At 51.9% G+C, this 18,382-nt stretch carries 16 protein-coding genes; 10 read left to right on the plus strand and 6 right to left on the minus strand.

Annotation, left to right across the window (positions count from 1 at the left end):
* The first annotated feature begins 100 nt into the window (after positions 1-100).
* From topA to acnA, 5 genes are all read left to right on the plus strand, one after another.
* Positions 101-2,698 (plus strand): type I DNA topoisomerase, encoded by a 2,598-nt coding sequence (gene topA / locus QEN32_RS10325; protein WP_265322084.1) that lies wholly within the window; start codon positions 101-103, stop codon positions 2,696-2,698.
* A 410-nt stretch (positions 2,699-3,108) separates the two neighbouring features.
* Positions 3,109-4,083 (plus strand): HTH-type transcriptional regulator CysB, encoded by a 975-nt coding sequence (gene cysB / locus QEN32_RS10330; RefSeq protein WP_023232099.1) that lies wholly within the window; start codon positions 3,109-3,111, stop codon positions 4,081-4,083.
* 280 nt (positions 4,084-4,363) lie between these two features.
* Positions 4,364-4,504: a YmiA family putative membrane protein gene (locus QEN32_RS10335; RefSeq protein WP_213083417.1), complete on the plus strand. Its 141-nt coding sequence runs from the start codon at positions 4,364-4,366 to the stop codon at positions 4,502-4,504.
* Between the two features lie 280 nt (positions 4,505-4,784).
* Complete coding sequence (gene ymiC, locus QEN32_RS10340) at positions 4,785-4,877, plus strand: small membrane protein YmiC (protein WP_223148964.1); 93 nt, start codon at positions 4,785-4,787, stop codon at positions 4,875-4,877.
* Between the two features lie 182 nt (positions 4,878-5,059).
* The gene (gene acnA, locus QEN32_RS10345; protein WP_265322085.1) at positions 5,060-7,735 is read left to right on the plus strand and encodes an aconitate hydratase AcnA; all 2,676 of its coding nucleotides are present in this window, start codon (positions 5,060-5,062) and stop codon (positions 7,733-7,735) included.
* 55 nt (positions 7,736-7,790) lie between these two features.
* Here the strand turns inward: acnA and ribA are convergent, their stop codons facing one another.
* Positions 7,791-8,381 carry a GTP cyclohydrolase II gene (ribA, locus tag QEN32_RS10350; RefSeq protein WP_001176284.1) on the minus strand — a complete coding sequence of 197 codons (591 nt, stop codon included), beginning with the start codon at positions 8,379-8,381 and terminating at the stop codon, positions 7,791-7,793.
* Between the two features lie 195 nt (positions 8,382-8,576).
* Between ribA and pgpB the strand changes: the two genes are divergently transcribed.
* The 5 genes from pgpB to yciH all read left to right on the plus strand — a co-directional run bounded on the left by pgpB (position 8,577) and on the right by yciH (position 12,229).
* Entirely contained in the window at positions 8,577-9,341 is a 765-nt protein-coding gene (gene pgpB / locus QEN32_RS10355; protein WP_000948636.1) for a phosphatidylglycerophosphatase B, read from the plus strand.
* A gap of 149 nt (positions 9,342-9,490) precedes the next feature.
* Positions 9,491-9,799 (plus strand): LapA family protein, encoded by a 309-nt coding sequence (locus QEN32_RS10360; RefSeq protein WP_000876301.1) that lies wholly within the window; start codon positions 9,491-9,493, stop codon positions 9,797-9,799.
* A gap of 6 nt (positions 9,800-9,805) precedes the next feature.
* Positions 9,806-10,975: a lipopolysaccharide assembly protein LapB gene (gene lapB, locus QEN32_RS10365; RefSeq protein WP_000891378.1), complete on the plus strand. Its 1,170-nt coding sequence runs from the start codon at positions 9,806-9,808 to the stop codon at positions 10,973-10,975.
* A 190-nt stretch (positions 10,976-11,165) separates the two neighbouring features.
* Entirely contained in the window at positions 11,166-11,903 is a 738-nt protein-coding gene (gene pyrF, locus QEN32_RS10370) for an orotidine-5'-phosphate decarboxylase (protein WP_001529407.1), read from the plus strand.
* On the plus strand, positions 11,903-12,229 hold the full coding sequence (gene yciH, locus QEN32_RS10375) for a stress response translation initiation inhibitor YciH (RefSeq protein ID WP_001285199.1): 327 nt from the start codon (positions 11,903-11,905) through the stop codon (positions 12,227-12,229). The genes pyrF and yciH overlap by 1 nt, the downstream gene beginning before the upstream one ends.
* Before the next feature lie 119 nt (positions 12,230-12,348).
* On the opposite strand, the gene osmB is transcribed toward yciH, so the two are convergent.
* From osmB to QEN32_RS10400, 5 genes are all read right to left on the minus strand, one after another.
* Entirely contained in the window at positions 12,349-12,567 is a 219-nt protein-coding gene (osmB, locus tag QEN32_RS10380; RefSeq protein ID WP_000481166.1) for an osmotically-inducible lipoprotein OsmB, read from the minus strand.
* Between the two features lie 258 nt (positions 12,568-12,825).
* Positions 12,826-13,578 (minus strand): DNA-binding transcriptional regulator YciT, encoded by a 753-nt coding sequence (locus QEN32_RS10385; protein WP_001088593.1) that lies wholly within the window; start codon positions 13,576-13,578, stop codon positions 12,826-12,828.
* An 86-nt stretch (positions 13,579-13,664) separates the two neighbouring features.
* Positions 13,665-13,844 carry a hypothetical protein gene (locus tag QEN32_RS10390; RefSeq protein WP_001279854.1) on the minus strand — a complete coding sequence of 60 codons (180 nt, stop codon included), beginning with the start codon at positions 13,842-13,844 and terminating at the stop codon, positions 13,665-13,667.
* 121 nt (positions 13,845-13,965) lie between these two features.
* Entirely contained in the window at positions 13,966-15,948 is a 1,983-nt protein-coding gene (pdeR, locus tag QEN32_RS10395) for a cyclic di-GMP phosphodiesterase (protein WP_023228721.1), read from the minus strand.
* A gap of 261 nt (positions 15,949-16,209) precedes the next feature.
* The gene (locus tag QEN32_RS10400) at positions 16,210-18,144 is read right to left on the minus strand and encodes an exoribonuclease II (RefSeq protein ID WP_000485040.1); all 1,935 of its coding nucleotides are present in this window, start codon (positions 18,142-18,144) and stop codon (positions 16,210-16,212) included.
* Between the last annotated feature and the right edge of the window lie 238 nt (positions 18,145-18,382).

Consider the following 18,382-nt stretch of genomic DNA (forward strand, 5'->3'; position numbering starts at 1 on the left):
TCCGCAGACGCAGAGACCATATATCGTTGTCTCGTCGCCAGTGGAAGGTGAATCAACGTGCGACGCATTCCTGGAAGAATCAACTTAGGTAAAGGTGAATATGGGTAAAGCTCTTGTCATCGTTGAGTCCCCGGCAAAAGCCAAAACGATCAACAAGTATCTGGGTAATGACTACGTGGTGAAATCCAGCGTGGGTCATATCCGTGATTTGCCGACCAGTGGCTCAGCAGCTAAAAAGAGCGCCGACTCTACCTCCACCAAAACGGCTAAAAAGCCCAAAAAGGATGAACGTGGCGCTCTCGTCAACCGTATGGGGGTTGACCCGTGGCACAACTGGGATGCGCACTATGAAGTGCTGCCCGGTAAAGAGAAGGTCGTCTCTGAACTGAAACAGTTGGCGGAAAAAGCCGACCACATCTATCTCGCAACCGACCTTGACCGCGAAGGGGAAGCCATTGCATGGCACCTGCGGGAAGTGATCGGCGGCGATGACGCGCGCTACAGTCGCGTAGTCTTTAACGAAATAACCAAAAATGCCATTCGCCAGGCGTTTGAACAGCCGGGCGAGCTGAATATTAACAGGGTCAACGCCCAGCAAGCACGCCGCTTTATGGACCGCGTGGTAGGCTATATGGTCTCGCCGCTGCTGTGGAAAAAGATCGCCCGTGGTTTGTCGGCAGGTCGCGTTCAGTCTGTCGCGGTCCGTCTGGTCGTTGAGCGCGAGCGCGAGATTAAAGCGTTTGTTCCGGAAGAGTTCTGGGAAATTGACGCTAATACGACGACGCCGTCTGGCGAGGCGCTACCGCTACAGGTGACGCATCAGAACGACAAGCCATTCCGGCCGGTAAATCGCGAGCAGACGCTTGCCGCCGTCAGTTTGCTGGAAAAAGCGCGCTATAGCGTACTGGAGCGTGAAGACAAACCGACCAGCAGCAAACCTGGCGCGCCGTTTATCACCTCCACGCTACAACAGGCGGCCAGCACCCGGCTGGGCTTTGGCGTGAAGAAAACCATGATGATGGCGCAGCGTCTGTATGAGGCGGGCTACATCACCTATATGCGTACAGACTCCACCAACCTGAGTCAGGATGCGGTCAACATGGTGCGCGGTTATATTGGCGATAATTTCGGCAAGAAATACCTGCCGGATAACCCGAACCAGTACGCCAGCAAAGAAAACTCTCAGGAAGCGCACGAAGCGATCCGTCCTTCCGACGTTGCTGTCATGGCGGAGTCGCTGAAAGACATGGAGGCTGACGCGCAGAAGTTGTATCAGCTAATTTGGCGTCAGTTTGTCGCCTGTCAGATGACGCCAGCACAATATGACTCCACTACGCTTACCGTTGGCGCAGGCGAGTTCCGCCTGAAAGCGCGTGGGCGTATTTTGCGCTTTGACGGCTGGACAAAAGTGATGCCGGCGCTGCGTAAAGGCGATGAAGATCGCACATTGCCTGCCGTGAATAAGGGCGATGCGCTGACGCTACTTGAATTGACGCCTGCTCAGCACTTTACTAAACCGCCAGCCCGTTTTAGCGAGGCTTCTCTGGTTAAAGAGCTTGAGAAGCGCGGTATTGGTCGTCCGTCTACCTATGCGTCGATTATCTCGACCATTCAGGATCGCGGCTATGTTCGCGTTGAAAACCGTCGTTTCTATGCGGAAAAAATGGGTGAAATCGTCACCGATCGGCTGGAAGAAAACTTCCGCGAATTGATGAACTACGATTTTACCGCGCAGATGGAAGATAGTCTGGATCAGGTTGCAAATCACCAGGCCGAGTGGAAAGCGGTACTGGATAACTTCTTCAGCGATTTTACTCAGCAGCTCGATAAAGCCGAGAAAGATCCGGAAGAAGGGGGGATGCGTCCTAACCAGATGGTGCTGACCAGCATCAACTGTCCAACCTGTGGCCGTAAAATGGGAATTCGTACTGCCAGTACGGGCGTTTTCCTTGGTTGTTCAGGTTATGCGCTTTCGCCGAAAGAGCGTTGTAAAACGACCATTAACCTGGTGCCGGAAAATGAAGTTCTGAACGTGCTGGAAGGCGACGACGCCGAAACCAACGCCCTGCGCGCCAAGCGTCGCTGTCAGAAGTGCGGTACGGCGATGGACAGCTATCTGATCGATCCGAAGCGTAAATTGCATGTGTGTGGTAATAACCCGACCTGTGACGGCTACGAGATTGAAGAAGGCGAGTTCCGCATCAAAGGGTATGACGGCCCGATCGTTGAGTGTGAGAAATGTGGTTCCGAAATGCACCTGAAAATGGGGCGTTTTGGTAAGTACATGGCCTGTACTAACGACGAATGTAAAAATACCCGTAAGATCTTGCGTAACGGCGAAGTTGCGCCGCCGAAGGAAGATCCTGTTCCATTGCCGGAACTGCCGTGTGAAAAATCGGACGCGTACTTTGTGCTGCGCGATGGCGCCGCAGGGATATTCCTGGCGGCCAATACGTTCCCGAAATCACGCGAAACGCGCGCGCCATTAGTCGAGGAGCTTTACCGGTTCCGCGATCGCCTGCCGGAAAAACTGCGTTATCTGGCGGATGCGCCGCAGCAGGATCCGGAAGGCAATAAAACCGTTGTTCGCTTTAGCCGCAAAACAAAACAGCAGTACGTTGCGGCGGAAAAAGACGGGAAGGCGACGGGATGGTCAGCGTTCTTCGTCGACGGCAAGTGGGCTGAAGGTAAGAAATAACCCCTGCCTGTCGCCACTGTAGTCAAGCGGGCCGCGTAAGCGGCCCTTTTTTATATCCCCTTCATATTTCAAGTGGCTTATGTGTTGGCTACGGATTACTCGGCCCATCTATGGGCCTCGCCCTGACGGGCCGTCGCACGCGACGTTCAAATCTGCTCCCGGCAGATTTGTCGCTCACCCCAGTCACCTGGTTATCTATGCTCCTGGGAACTCACTCGCTTGTTGCCTTTAATCACTCGAATTATTTTGGGTATAGCGGGCTTATTATTTTATCGCGCTGGCTATACAGTTCAGATATAAATGATATAGTGGTTATAGTTAACACCTTTTTTATTATTAAATCGTATTAGCAGCCCAATGATGTCTGCAGATAAACGATGGCCTGATGGCGCTAATCTGGATGATGTATTATGAAATTGCAGCAGCTTCGTTACATTGTTGAAGTGGTTAATCATAACCTTAACGTCTCCTCTACCGCTGAGGGGTTGTATACTTCCCAGCCGGGGATCAGCAAGCAGGTTAGGATGCTGGAAGATGAGCTTGGCATCCAGATTTTCGCCCGCAGCGGTAAGCATCTGACTCAGGTGACGCCCGCAGGTCAGGAGATTATTCGTATTGCGCGTGAGGTGCTTTCCAAAGTCGATGCCATTAAGTCGGTCGCCGGCGAGCACACCTGGCCGGATAAAGGCTCGCTCTATATTGCCACTACTCATACTCAGGCGCGTTACGCATTGCCAGGCGTGATTAAAGGCTTCATCGAGCGTTATCCGCGCGTTTCGCTGCATATGCACCAGGGGTCGCCAACGCAGATTGCGGAAGCGGTATCGAAAGGGAACGCCGATTTCGCGATTGCCACGGAAGCGCTGCATTTATATGACGATCTGGTGATGTTGCCATGCTATCACTGGAACCGTTCGATAGTGGTGACGCCGGATCATCCATTGGCGGCAATGTCTTCCGTAACGATTGAAGCGCTGGCGCAGTATCCGCTGGTGACGTATACCTTCGGCTTTACCGGGCGTTCCGAACTGGATACCGCTTTTAATCGCGCAGGATTAACGCCGCGGATCGTCTTTACTGCAACCGATGCGGATGTGATTAAAACCTATGTCAGGTTGGGGCTGGGCGTTGGCGTCATTGCCAGCATGGCGGTCGATCCGCTTGCCGATCCTGATTTAGTGCGGATTGACGCGCACGATATTTTTAGCCACAGCACCACAAAAATTGGTTTTCGCCGTAGTACTTTTTTACGCAGCTATATGTATGATTTTATCCAGCGTTTTGCGCCGCATCTGACGCGTGATGTGGTGGATACGGCGGTGGCGTTGCGTTCTAATGAAGAAATTGAAGCGATGTTTCAGGATATAAAGCTGCCTGAAAAGTAATAGCATCGTCGGTTTGCGCCGTAGTGGCATGGCAGACAAAGCCGCCTTTTGCAATATCCCTCGAAGTATTACGGGTAATGATCAGCAAAATAGTGTTGAATTACCCGTCCCGCCAGTTTCTTTTTCCAAATAGTTATCTTGAGTCAAAAGATTGATTTATTCACTGGCAACGATTCGTAAATTGACTGGATTTTTGACTAAAGTTTATTTAGGATTTGTCTCATCTGATGATTAATTGTACCGATTGTTTGGTGCTGAAATGATAAGTGATACCGATAGCATGAGGTTAGTAATGCCTTCTGAAAACCAGGAACCGCGCCGCGACCCTGAGCTCAAACGTAAAGCATGGTTGGCGGTTTTTGTGGGTTCTGCGTTGTTCTGGGTAGTGGTAGCGCTTGTTATCTGGCATTGGTGGGGCTAAGTGAGCATTACGTCGGAATGCGAGCGCGTGGTCGCGCCCCCGATTCAATCTTGTGACGATGATAACACCCCGGATACGACCGTTTTCCGGTCAGTTCCGCACCACTGGACGCTCACACCGCAGCAGCGGGCATTTATTGATGCTTTTGCTGATGAGGTGTCACAAAAATAATATCCGTCTTTTTATTGGCGTTACTGTTTTATTAACGCTGTCTTATTACACCGCAGCAACCGTGTGCTGAGCGCCTCTCAGTATTGATTAAACACAGTTGGTGTCGCCTATGTTAACGTCAAATATAAAGTATTGGTCATGGACTGGCGCGTTTATATTATCGCTACTGTTCTGGGCCGAGTTAATCTGGATTGCCGTCTAATCTCGTCAAAGCCCGATAATGCGCTATTTATCGGGCTTTTTCATCTTCGCTCCTCGCCTGTTAGGTTTCTCCTCTTTTAGCAATTTGGGTTGTTATCAAAACGTTACATTTTGTTTGTGTTATCTTTAATACAACCCTGTGGAGAATCAGGGTAACGCAACCCTGTCATTTAAGGAGGAGCTATGTCGTCAACCCTACGAGAAGCCAGTAAGGATACATTGCAGGCCAAAGATAAAACGTATCATTACTACAGTCTGCCGCTGGCTGCCAAATCCCTGGGCGATATCGCCCGTTTGCCCAAATCACTTAAAGTGTTACTGGAAAACCTGTTGCGCTGGCAGGACGGCGAATCTGTGACTGATGAAGATATTCAGGCGCTGGCCGGTTGGCTTAAAAATGCCCATGCCGATCGTGAAATTGCCTGGCGGCCCGCCCGTGTCCTGATGCAGGACTTTACCGGCGTGCCTGCCGTTGTCGACCTGGCGGCGATGCGTGAAGCCGTTAAACGCCTCGGCGGCGATACGTCGAAAGTAAACCCGTTATCGCCGGTTGATCTGGTTATTGACCACTCTGTGACGGTCGATCATTTCGGCGATGACGATGCGTTTGAAGAAAACGTGCGGCTGGAAATGGAACGTAACCATGAGCGTTATATGTTCCTGAAATGGGGAAAGCAGGCATTCAGTCGTTTCAGCGTGGTGCCGCCCGGAACCGGCATTTGCCATCAGGTTAACCTGGAATACCTGGGTAAAGCCGTCTGGAGCGAATTACAGGACGGGGAGTGGATTGCTTACCCGGACTCGCTGGTGGGGACTGACTCCCATACGACCATGATTAATGGTCTGGGCGTATTGGGGTGGGGTGTGGGTGGTATTGAAGCGGAAGCGGCGATGCTTGGTCAGCCCGTGTCGATGCTTATCCCGGATGTCGTCGGCTTTAAGTTAACCGGTAAGCTTCGGGAGGGGATCACTGCCACTGACCTGGTGCTCACCGTCACGCAAATGCTGCGTAAGCATGGCGTCGTGGGTAAATTTGTTGAATTTTATGGTGATGGTCTGGATTCGCTGCCGTTGGCGGATCGCGCGACCATCGCTAATATGTCGCCGGAATATGGCGCCACCTGTGGTTTTTTCCCCATTGACGCCATCACCCTGGAATATATGCGATTAAGCGGACGTAGCGACGATCTGGTCGAGCTGGTTGAAGCCTACGCGAAGGCGCAGGGAATGTGGCGTAATCCCGGAGACGAACCGGTATTTACCAGTACGCTGGAACTGGATATGGGCGATGTCGAGGCCAGTCTGGCCGGGCCGAAACGCCCGCAGGATCGCGTGGCGTTAGGCGATGTGCCGAAAGCCTTTGCCGCCAGCGCCGAGCTGGAGCTGAATACCGCGCAAAAAGATCGCCAGCCGGTTGACTATACGATGAACGGACAGCCATATCAGCTTCCGGATGGCGCTGTCGTCATTGCCGCCATCACCTCCTGTACGAATACCTCGAATCCCAGCGTGCTGATGGCGGCGGGATTACTGGCGAAAAAAGCAGTAACGCTGGGGTTGAAGCGTAAACCGTGGGTCAAGGCTTCTCTGGCGCCGGGGTCAAAAGTGGTATCTGACTATCTGGCGCAGGCCAAACTTACGCCTTATCTGGATGAGCTCGGTTTTAACCTGGTCGGTTATGGCTGTACGACCTGTATCGGGAACTCCGGTCCGTTGCCTGAGCCTATTGAGACCGCGATTAAAAAAGGCGATCTGACGGTAGGGGCCGTGCTTTCCGGTAACCGAAATTTTGAAGGGCGTATCCATCCGCTGGTGAAAACGAACTGGCTGGCGTCGCCGCCGCTGGTGGTCGCGTATGCGCTGTCCGGAAACATGAATATTAACCTCGCGACAGACCCGCTGGGGTACGATCGTAAAGGCGATCCGGTATATCTGAAGGATATCTGGCCTTCAGCGCAGGAAATTGCCCGCGCCGTTGAACTGGTATCATCGGATATGTTCCGTAAAGAGTATGCGGAAGTGTTTGAGGGCACGGAAGAATGGAAATCGATTCAGGTTGAATCGTCCGATACCTACGGCTGGCAGTCGGATTCAACCTATATTCGCCTGTCGCCTTTCTTTGATGAAATGCAGGCCCAGCCTGCGCCAGTCAAAGATATCCACGGCGCGCGTATCCTGGCGATGCTGGGGGATTCGGTAACGACCGACCATATTTCTCCGGCCGGCAGTATCAAGCCGGACAGTCCCGCCGGACGCTATCTGCAAAACCACGGCGTTGAGCGGAAGGATTTTAACTCCTATGGATCACGGCGCGGCAACCATGAAGTGATGATGCGCGGTACGTTCGCCAATATTCGTATTCGCAACGAAATGCTGCCCGGCGTCGAAGGTGGGATGACGCGGCATTTGCCGGGTACGGAAGCGATGTCGATTTATGATGCCGCGATGCTCTACCAGCAGGAAAAAACGCCGCTGGCGGTAATTGCCGGGAAAGAGTATGGGTCGGGATCGAGCCGTGACTGGGCGGCAAAAGGTCCGCGGCTGTTAGGTATTCGCGTGGTGATCGCCGAGTCGTTCGAACGTATCCACCGCTCAAACCTGATTGGGATGGGGATCCTGCCGCTGGAGTTTCCACAGGGCGTAACGCGTAAAACGCTGGGACTGACCGGGGAAGAGGTGATTGATATCGCGGATCTGCAAAATCTGCGCCCTGGCGCGACCATTCCGGTTATGTTAACGAGAGCGGACGGCAGCAAAGAAACGGTGTCTTGCCGCTGTCGCATTGATACCGCCACCGAGCTGACTTACTACCAGAATGACGGCATATTGCACTATGTCATTAGAAATATGCTGAACTAAAGCCGTTTATCGGGCCTGCCGTAAACAGGCAGGCCCGCGCTTTAATACCGGTGGCTTACTTGCTTAGCAGGTGGCCCATTTTGGCCGCTTTAGTATCGAGATAATGCTCATTATTTGGATTACGACCCACAATGAGCGGAACGCGTTCGACGATATTAATTCCCGCCTCGGTCAGTATTTCGACTTTCTTCGGATTATTGGTCAGCAGGCGAACTTCATCCACGCCCAGTAATTTGAACATATCCGCGCACAGGGTGAAATCACGCTCATCGGCGGCAAAGCCGAGCTGATGATTGGCCTCCACCGTGTCATAGCCTTGATCCTGTAACGCATAAGCGCGAATTTTATTAAGCAGGCCGATATTGCGGCCTTCCTGACGGTGGTAAATCAGAATACCGCGTCCTTCTTCCGCAATATGCGTCAGCGCGGCTTCCAGTTGAAAACCACAATCACAGCGCAGACTAAAAAGCGCGTCCCCGGTAAGACATTCGGAATGAACGCGAGCCAGTACCGGCGTTTTACCTGAAATATCGCCAAAAACCAGCGCGGCATGGTCGTGTCCGGTTGCCAGTTCTTCAAATCCCACCATCAGAAAGTCACCCAATGGGGTTGGCAGTTTGGCTTCTGCCACACGTTTAAGCTGCATGTATTTCTCCAGATTATGCTGACGCCTGCGGTGTCGTCGCCTGTTGGCTTGTATCCCGCTATTTTGCCATAAGGCGGCGGACATCACCTAATCACTACCACGTAATTGCTCAGGAATGGCACAAATTTGTCAATTTTCCAGTCCGGCGAGAATTTTCAGTTATGATTGTGATACTTACTTATAAAAGGAGCATCCATGCTTTCAATTGCGAAGCGCACCGCGGCAGGAGCCGCCCTGTTGCTTATCATGCCGCTTGCCGTATGGGTATCAGGCTGGCAGTGGCAGCCAGGACATCAGGTCTGGTGGCTAAAAACGCTATTCTGGATAACGGAAACCGTGACCAAACCCTGGGGCGTTATCACGCATGTGATTCTTTGTGGATGGTTCTTATGGTGCCTGCGATTTCGCCTGCGCGCCGCCATTATGCTGTTTGCGATTCTCGGCGGGGCGATTATCGTCGGGCAGGGCGTGAAGTCATGGGTAAAGGAGCGCGTACAGGAGCCGCGGCCATTTGTGGTCTGGCTTGAAAAAACGCACCATATTCCCGTCGATGAGTTCTACACTTTAAAGCGTACAGAACGCGGACATTTAGTGAAAGAGCAGTTGGCCGGGCAACAGAACATCCCCGTTTTCCTGCGTCAGCACTGGCAAAAAGAGACGGGCTTTGCGTTTCCCTCCGGACACACCATGTTTGCAGCGAGCTGGGCGCTTTTGGCCGTGGGTCTGTTATGGCCGCGCAGACGGACTTTCACCATCGCGTTTTTGTTAGTTTGGGCGACCGGCGTAATGGGCAGCCGTTTGCTTCTGGGAATGCACTGGCCGCGAGATTTAGTGGTCGCCACGCTTATCTCCTGGCTATTAGTTACCCTGGCGACCTGGCTGGCGCAGCGAATTTGCGGGCCGCTTATGCCGCCTCGTGAAGAAGCGCAAGAAATTGCTGAACGCGAGCAGGAAAGCTGACAACGGTTGATTTTCTGACTATTGCCCTTAAATCATCTGATGGCGGGCGCATTTCCATTTCGCGCGAGGCGGGAAAATGGTAATTTAGAAGGCTGGATGCGGTAAGTTGGACACGATTTATTCGCGCAAACCACATAACGGGAAGTAATGTGAAATATTTACTCATTTTCTTACTGGTATTGGCGATTTTTGTTATTTCGGTGACGCTGGGCGCGCAGAATGATCAACAGGTGACGTTTAACTACCTGCTGGCGCAAGGGGAGTATCGTATCTCCACGTTGCTTGCTGTGTTGTTCGCCGTCGGTTTTGCGATTGGCTGGCTGATTTGCGGCCTGTTCTGGCTGCGGGTCCGCGTTTCCCTTGCCCGTGCTGAACGTAAAATTAAACGACTGGAAAACAAGCTCTCGCCAGCAACCGACGTTGCGGTCCCTGCCGATTCGTCGGTTGTAAAGGAATAATCATTTATGTTGGAGTTGTTATTTCTGCTGTTGCCTGTAGCCGCTGCCTATGGGTGGTATATGGGTCGCAGAAGTGCGCAACAAACAAAACAGGATGAAGCTAACCGCCTGTCGCGCGATTATGTCGCAGGGGTTAACTTCCTGCTGAGTAACCAACAAGATAAAGCGGTGGATCTGTTCCTCGATATGCTTAAAGAGGATACCGGCACCGTTGAGGCTCATCTCACTCTCGGTAATTTGTTTCGCTCTCGCGGCGAAGTCGATCGCGCCATTCGTATTCATCAAACGCTCATGGAAAGCGCTTCATTGACCTATGAACAGCGTTTACTGGCTGTTCAGCAACTGGGGCGCGACTATATGGCCGCCGGTTTATATGACCGCGCGGAAGATATGTTTAACCAACTTACCGACGAAACGGAATTTCGCGTAGGCGCGTTACAGCAGCTCTTGCAAATCTATCAGCTAACCAGCGACTGGCAAAAGGCGATCGAAGTAGCAGAACGGCTGGTGAAACTGGGCAAAGATAAACAGCGTATCGAAATCGCCCATTTTTACTGTGAGTTAGCGTTACAGCAGATGGGCAACGACGACATGGATCGCGCGATGGCGTTGCTGAAAAAAGGTGCCGCCGCAGATAAAAATAGCGCCCGGGTGTCTATCATGATGGGGCGCGTTTATATGGCGAGAGGGGATTACGCCAAAGCGGTCGAAAGCTTGCAACGTGTGATCGTTCAGGATAAAGAGCTGGTCAGCGAAACGCTGGAGATGCTGCAAACCTGTTATCAACAGCTCGGTAAAAATGCCGAGTGGGCGGAGTTTTTACGCCGCGCCGTAGAGGAGAATACCGGTGCTGGCGCTGAGTTAATGCTTGCCGATATTCTGGAAGCGCGTGAAGGTAGTGACGCAGCTCAAGTCTATATCACGCGTCAGCTACAGCGACATCCTACCATGCGGGTGTTCCATAAGCTGATGGATTACCATCTCAATGAGGCGGAAGAAGGGCGAGCGAAAGAAAGCCTGATGGTACTGCGTGATATGGTTGGCGAGCAGGTGCGCAGTAAACCGCGGTATCGTTGTCAGAAATGCGGTTTTACCGCCTATACCTTGTACTGGCACTGTCCGTCCTGCCGGGCATGGTCGACCATTAAACCTATTCGCGGACTTGATGGGCAGTAGTATATAAAAAAAGCCTCACTTTAGTTACAACATACTTAATGACATAAGACAAGAAACGACGCTGGCATCAGCGGCCAGGGCTTATCAGGTTGTCAATCGAACCTGTTAATTTCCCTGCGCCGCAGGTAGAATGCACGCCGTTTATCCAATTTGCGCCACTTCCGGTGCCCATCATCAAGAAGGTCTGGTCATGACGTTTACTGCTTCATCTTCTTCCTGCGCTATTACTGAATCGCCTGTCGTTGTGGCGTTGGATTACCATGAACGCGATAAAGCCCTGGCGTTTGTCGATAAAATCGATCCTCGCGATTGTCGCTTAAAAGTGGGCAAAGAGATGTTCACGCTGTTTGGTCCACAGCTCGTTCGGGATCTCCAGCAACGTGGGTTTGATGTCTTTCTTGATCTAAAATTTCATGATATTCCCAACACCACGGCTCGGGCAGTCGCTGCAGCGGCAGACCTGGGCGTCTGGATGGTAAACGTTCACGCGTCTGGCGGGGCGAGAATGATGGCAGCAGCGCGCGACGCGCTGGCGCCATTCGGTAAAGATGCGCCGTTGCTCATTGCCGTGACCGTGTTGACCAGTATGGAAACCAGCGATCTGCGCGATCTGGGCGTGACGTTGTCACCGGCGGAACATGCGGAGCGGCTGGCGCGCCTGACGCAGCAATGCGGGCTGGATGGCGTGGTCTGTTCCGCTCAGGAAGCGGTCAGATTTAAACAGGTCTTTGGCGCTGCATTTAAGCTGGTGACGCCGGGCATTCGGCCCGCAGGCAGCGAGGCAGGCGACCAGCGACGCATTATGACGCCCGAACAGGCATTATCCGCCGGCGTCGACTATATGGTGATTGGCCGCCCGGTTACGCAATCGGTAGATCCGGCGCAAACGCTGAAGGATATTAACGCGTCACTGAAACGGGAGGCATAATGAGCGATTCCAATAGTCGTCTGGTTTATTCAACACAGACGGGGCGCATTGAAGAACCTAAAACGGCGCCGGTTCGTCCCAAAGGGGATGGTATCGTTCGCATTCAGCGTCAAACCAGTGGCCGTAAGGGTAAAGGCGTATGTTTGATTACCGGTATCGAGATGAATGATGCGGAATTAACCAAACTGGCGGCTGAACTGAAGAAAAAATGCGGCTGTGGCGGGGCAGTAAAAGAAGGGATTATTGAAATTCAGGGTGATAAACGCGACTTGATAAAATCATTGCTGGAAGCTAAAGGAATGAAAGTAAAATTAGCTGGCGGCTAATGAAAACGCCACGGTTGTAAATTACCGTGGCGTAAAAGTCAACTTTGTCTATTTTTGTAATCCAGACCTGAAAAGAATAAACGTATTATTTTGAGCCGTTCAATATTTAAACGTCTGGATTATTTTCCAACCTGGTGACCAATCACGCCGCCGACTGCCGCGCCGCCCAGGGTGCCTAATGTACTGCCGTCCGTTAACACTGCGCCGCCTAACGCCCCCGCACCTGCGCCAATAGCCGTGTTGCGATCGCGCTTGGACCAGTTTGAGCAGGCGCTCAGAGACATTGCTACGGTGATTGCCAGCACAGCAGCGGCCATTTTTTTGCTCGTCATAAACATAATACTCTCTCCTGAATTAACGATTCACGGAATTAAGCTCACTATAACTATAGTTAAAATAAAACCTGTTAAGAGATTTTCCGTAAAACCTGATTGCGCAGGGGTATATCACGCAGGTGATAGTCACTTCCTGTTATTTCGCTAATATTAATTTTACGACGTTACGCTCGTTACAACAGGTAAATAGTCTTAATTGGGATGTCAGAAAAGTCTTAGAGAGAGGATGATTTGCCATAGGGCAAACCATCGGGAAATATTTTAAACGGATGAGCCAATAACATTGACTAGCAGCCCTGCATGCTCTAACTGCATTTGATCGCTCGCGGAAATTTTGGAATCCGTAATGACACGATGGAAGCGAGAGAGCGGGCCCAGGGGATAGGGATGCACACAGCCAAATTTGGAGCTGTCGGTGAGGACAATCGCTTCTGAGCCTTTTTCCAGAACAGCGTTAACCACATCCGATCGCATCATATCGCGTCCGGTAAAGCCGGTATCAGCCTGCCAGCCATCAATACCGATAAATGCTTTGCTGAAATGCACTTGATGGATAAACTGTCGCGTCAACGGCCCTACCATGCTTTCACTTTTTTTCTGATAGATTCCACCGAGGAGAATGACTTCGCAAGGGGTTTCTTTGAGCAGATGCGCGATATAACTGCTCACGGTGATGATCGTGACATCTTTTTGTTCCGCCAGCGTCCGGGCCAATAGCGCATTGCTACTGCCATTTTCAATAAAAACGGATTCCCCTGGACTGACCAGCGAGGCGGCGAACTCCGCCAGTCGGCGTTTTAGCGTGTAGTTCGTCATCATGCGAGTCTCTACGTCATCGCTCTCAAGCGAAACGGCGAAACCGTGCGCACGGCGTAAATAGCTCTGTTTTTCCAGGGTATTCAGATCCTGACGAATCGTGACTTCAGATACGCCGGTAATTTTCGCCAGTTCAGCAACGCTCATCTGGCCTTTATCAACCACCATTTGCAAAATTGATTGTTGTCGGGAGTTCATAGTATTAATTTTATACGTTAAGAGGAGTCAACAGACAGTCAGAGAGCCGGGAAGGGCTAACGGCCATCCCGGACAAATAATCGCTATCAGATTTCCCAGGGCGACCCGGGAGCCTGGGATGGCGAGATACCGTCTTTAACCTGATCTAACAGCTCTGCTCTCAATATTTCAAGGTTATTGATGGCCGAGTGGTAATCGCCAGCAACAAGGATATCCAGCACGGTATCAATGCGTGCGGCAATTCGTTGTGCTTCGATATCAGACATGTTTGTCATCCTTAATGTCAGAAAAGGTTTCAATTCATGATGCAGAAATTAATCTGAAAAGAGAAGGGAAAAATAGGGTTACGCCTGTCTGCACAGGCTGTTCTCCCTATTATCGCCGCCATTAACGCATTTTTTTCGTCTGATAACGTTTGTACCAGCGTTCAAAAGAAACGGCGGGCATAGGTTTGGCGAATAAAAAGCCCTGTCGTTCATTGACACCGTTTTTTGTCAGGAAGGCATCTTCTTTAGCATTTTCTACGCCTTCGGCAATCACTTGTAAATTTAGCGCCTGAGCCACCGCGACAATCGCCCGAACCAGAGATTGCGACAGCGGTTGCTTATGGATATCTCTGACGAAAGCCTGATCCAGTTTAACGGCATCAATAGGGAACCGTGCGAGTTGGGAAAGCGAAGAATACCCGGTGCCAAAATCATCCAGATGAATCTGAGCGCCGAGCTGACTAAATTGCTGGATAACCGATAGCGCCAGCGTGTCGTTTTCGATCAGGCAGCTTTCCGTTAGCTCGACATCGATCGGGCAATACTCAAAATTCAGATCGTACAAAGCCTGTTTAAGCGCAGTAAAAAGCGTCTGGTCGGCCAGTTGTCGCGCCGAAAAGTTAACGGCTACGCGCAAGTTAATCCCCTTATCGCGCCATCTCGCAATCTGGCGAACCACATCCAGAATCACCCAGCGGCCCAGCGGGACGATGAGTCCTGACTCTTCGGCGTATGAGATGAACTCCAGCGGCGGAATTAATCCGCGTTCCGGCGATTGCCAGCGTACCAGCGCTTCCAGGCTACGTACTTCACCGCGCCAGGTAATTTTGGGCTGATAGTGAATAAGTAACTGGTCGTTTTCCAGCGCTTTTCGCAGGTTTGTATCCAGCCAGTGATAGTCAAATACGCGCTGATTCATTTCCGGCGAAAAAACGCAGAACTGACCGCGGCCGCCTTCTTTGGCGTTATACATTGCGGTGTCGGCAGTGCGAATGAGACTTTCGCTGTCCTGTCCGTGCCGGGGGGCCAACGAAATGCCAATGGCGCATCCCGTGTAAACTTCAATGAGTCCAATACGAAACGGTTGCCGCAGACGGGTAAGGATTCGTGAGGCTACTGCTTCCAGCGCGGCCTGAGACGTATGGGCAGCGAGGACAATGAATTCATCTCCCCCCAGTCTGGCCAGCAATTGATCTTCCTCCAGACAACTCAACAGCGCCAGCGAAACGGCCTGTAAGAGCTGATCGCCAAACATATGCCCATAGGCGTCATTAATTTTCTTGAAGTTATCCAGATCGAGATAAACGATACCCACTTGCGACTCGCCAGCCGAGGCAATAGCATGATTAATAAATTCATGAATAGCATTGCGATTGGGCAGGCCGGTGACGGTGTCTGTATTCGCCAGTATGCGTAAACGCTCCTGAGCCCGCCTTTCTTCGGTGATATCCGTGCCTGCGCAGATCAGGAAAATTTCGTTTTTTCCGCTACCGTTATGGACGAATTTATTACGAAATAAGAACAGGCGTTGGCCTTTACGGGTCTTTATCCAGCGTTCGATTTCATAGGCATTGCCATTGCGAAAAAAATTCTCAATGTAGTGCCGGGAGGCAACCGCCTCCCGGCGACTCATAAATAATTTAAAGACGCTTTGACCAATTACATCTCGCTCTTTTAAGCCCGTGTACTCTTCGCATAACCGATTAAATCGACAGATTTTTCCCCGACTATCCAGTATCGCAATGACTGAGTTGGCTTCTGATACGATTTGCTCGGCAAAAGAGAGCTCCTGCGCCTGCGTTGGCGCGACGGCAGGCGTATCAGGCCAGGTTGCCAGGCTGCCAGCCCATTCACGGTTATTAATCTTACGGCCTACCAGGTGCACAGCGGTAACCTGTTTTTCTATCAACAACGTTATCAGCAGACTGGACGTAATCGCCGTTATTTCCCGGATACGCCCGGCTTGTTCCGGCGATAGCTCGACCGTTTTTTCTGTATCCGTTTCACCTGTCGGGGAGAGATACAGCACGTTGCGGTCATCAGCCAGACGCCAGTGAGAGTGAAGGGGATTTAGCGCCGTTTGTTCCTGAATTTGTTTCATCATGCGTACCATCCCATTTAAGCGCCAGGTGCCCGAAAAGAAAGGTTAGCCATGTTATAAATAAGGGTAATTATGGCTGAACGTATTGTTTTATCTATGTATTCATATGTAATCCAGATTCTGGAAAAAGCATAGTCGCCAGCTAAAAATAACAAGAAATGGGGCGCTTGAATAAGATTAAACTTAGAGCATGACGGAAGGGAGAAGAAGAAAAGAAACGGCCTTTGCCTTCTCAGCAAAGGCCGTTGAGCGAGCTAAGCGTGGTTACGCTGCCGGTCGGGCAATAATGCTGCGGGTTTCCATGCGAACTTCCGCAATAGTGACATCAATGACATCCGTCACTTTATAAACCGTCTCACCTTTAATCTGTACCGTACCGTTTTCCTGGCTGCATACCAGTTCATCGCGAACGGCGTGCAGGAACGGGGCAGGGATAAAGGCGATAGCGCCGTTATCGACCAGTCGCACACGCATACCACCGCGGCTGACGTCAATAATTTCTGCCGCGAAACGGGTATTTGTCCCCGCCTTATCGTTAAGGAAGCGTGCATATAACCAGTCGCCGACATCGCGCTCCGCCATACGGTTCAGGCGACGGCGTTCCGCCATTTGCTGGGTGATATCTTCCTGCGGACGCGCAATAGCTTCCCCCTTGATGACCGCTTTCAGCAGGCGATGGTTAATCATATCGCCATACTTACGGATGGGAGAGGTCCAGGTGGCGTAAGCCTCAAGACCAAGACCGAAATGCGGTCCCGGCTCGGTGCTGATTTCCGCAAAAGACTGGAAGCGACGAATGCGGCTGTCAAGGAAACCGGAGGGCTGCGCATCCAGTTCGCGACGCAGTTTACAGAAGCCTTCCAGCGTCAGCACCTCTTCGGCATCGACATGCAGACCATGCGTTTTCAGCAGCGCGGCCAGCGCGTCGGCATTTGCGGGATCGAAGCCCGTATGTACGTTGTAAATACCGAAACCGAGCTTATCGCGCAGTACGCGCGCGGCGCAAAGGTTAGCGGCGATCATCGATTCTTCTACGATACGGTTAGCGATACGGCGCGGTTCCGCCACAATATCCAGTACTTCGCCTTTTTCGCCAAGCACAAAGCGGTAATCCGGGCGGTCTTTAAAGACTAACGCATGATGATGACGCCACTCACTGCGGTTTAGACAAATACGGTGCAACAGACGAATCTGCTGGGCAATGCCTTCGTTATCCGGCTGCCAGGTGCCGTTATTTTCCAGCCAGTCGGAGACATTGTCGTACGCCAGCTTGGCCTTCGATTCGATGGTGGCCGCAAAAAAGGCGATATCATCGTCAATGGTGCCGTCCGCGGCGATTATCATGCGACAGGCGAGCGCCGGACGCACTTCGTTGGCGCGCAGTGAGCACAGATCGTCAGACAGCTCACGCGGCAGCATAGGAATATTGAAGCCCGGCAGGTAGTTGGTGAAGGCGCGAATTTTCGCGGCGTTATCCAGCTTACTGCCTTCGGCAATCCAGGCGGTAGGATCGGCGATAGCCACCGTAAGCTGGAGTCTGCCGTCCGCTAATTCCTCAGCATAAAGCGCGTCATCCATATCTTCAGTGCTGGCGCTATCGATAGTGACGAAATTCAGCGCGGTAAGATCCTGGCGCTCCAGCCCTTCGTCCAGCATCTCCGTCGCTACGCCGTTCGGCGCTTCTTTTTCCAGGTTGTGGCGAGCAAGCGTAACCCACCAGGGAACAAAGTGATCGTCGGCAAAGGTGATGTACTGCGTTAAATCGGCGTAAAACGAACGGTCGCCTTTAAGCGGATGGCGGCGCATTTCGGCAACCGCCCAGTCACCTTCTTTGAACTCATGCTGAACGCCGCGCGCGGCGCGGCAGGGAATCGCGTCTTTCAGCAACGGATGATCCGGCACGATGGACAGGCGGTCATTTTTACCCTGAACTTTTCCCACAAAACGCGTCAGGAACGGTTCGATCAGTTCTTCCGGCTCGGCAGACTCACGTTCTTTTTCCGTGTGGATGACCGCGACGATACGATCGCCATGCATCACTTTTTTCATCTGCGGCGGAGGAATGAAATAGCTTTTTTGCGCGTCAACCTCAAGGAAGCCAAAGCCTTTTTCCGTGGCTTTTACGACCCCTTCAGCGCGCGGCGTCTGGGAATGCAGTTGCTGTTTAAGCTGCGCTAGCAGCGGGTTGTCCTGAAACATATTCGTCTATTTTCGTAGCCAAAAGAGCGGCTGACAGTTTTACGCGATTCTGCCTGGCGCAGCAAGCGCTCTTTCAGTAATGGATGAGTTAATAGGTTTCGCCCAACGCGATTTTTAAACGATTTAACCATCCGCACACGCCGCACCAGCCTAACATATTAATGGCCTGCTCCGATGAAACTCCCCTGGTGAGTAGCGGGAAAAAATGCGCGGCGCTAAAGCGATCGGGCGCTCTGGT

This window comes from Salmonella sp. SA14318, assembly GCF_029866905.1.
GTDB lineage: Bacteria > Pseudomonadota > Gammaproteobacteria > Enterobacterales > Enterobacteriaceae > Salmonella > Salmonella enterica.

Excerpts from the sequence above, each read along its gene's own strand:
- ymiC (WP_223148964.1), top strand. The coding sequence starts at position 4,785 with ATGTTAACGTCAAATATAAAGTATTGGTCATGGACTGGCGCGTTTATA.
- topA (WP_265322084.1), top strand. The coding sequence starts at position 101 with ATGGGTAAAGCTCTTGTCATCGTTGAGTCCCCGGCAAAAGCCAAAACG.
- pdeR (WP_023228721.1), bottom strand. The coding sequence starts at position 15,948 with ATGATGAAACAAATTCAGGAACAAACGGCGCTAAATCCCCTTCACTCT.
- lapB (WP_000891378.1), top strand. The coding sequence starts at position 9,806 with ATGTTGGAGTTGTTATTTCTGCTGTTGCCTGTAGCCGCTGCCTATGGG.
- ribA (WP_001176284.1), bottom strand. The coding sequence starts at position 8,381 with ATGCAGCTTAAACGTGTGGCAGAAGCCAAACTGCCAACCCCATTGGGT.
- cysB (WP_023232099.1), top strand. The coding sequence starts at position 3,109 with ATGAAATTGCAGCAGCTTCGTTACATTGTTGAAGTGGTTAATCATAAC.
- QEN32_RS10385 (WP_001088593.1), bottom strand. The coding sequence starts at position 13,578 with ATGAACTCCCGACAACAATCAATTTTGCAAATGGTGGTTGATAAAGGC.
- pyrF (WP_001529407.1), top strand. The coding sequence starts at position 11,166 with ATGACGTTTACTGCTTCATCTTCTTCCTGCGCTATTACTGAATCGCCT.
- QEN32_RS10390 (WP_001279854.1), bottom strand. The coding sequence starts at position 13,844 with ATGTCTGATATCGAAGCACAACGAATTGCCGCACGCATTGATACCGTG.
- QEN32_RS10335 (WP_213083417.1), top strand. The coding sequence starts at position 4,364 with ATGAGGTTAGTAATGCCTTCTGAAAACCAGGAACCGCGCCGCGACCCT.
- osmB (WP_000481166.1), bottom strand. The coding sequence starts at position 12,567 with ATGTTTATGACGAGCAAAAAAATGGCCGCTGCTGTGCTGGCAATCACC.
- QEN32_RS10400 (WP_000485040.1), bottom strand. The coding sequence starts at position 18,144 with ATGTTTCAGGACAACCCGCTGCTAGCGCAGCTTAAACAGCAACTGCAT.
- pgpB (WP_000948636.1), top strand. The coding sequence starts at position 8,577 with ATGCTTTCAATTGCGAAGCGCACCGCGGCAGGAGCCGCCCTGTTGCTT.
- yciH (WP_001285199.1), top strand. The coding sequence starts at position 11,903 with ATGAGCGATTCCAATAGTCGTCTGGTTTATTCAACACAGACGGGGCGC.
- acnA (WP_265322085.1), top strand. The coding sequence starts at position 5,060 with ATGTCGTCAACCCTACGAGAAGCCAGTAAGGATACATTGCAGGCCAAA.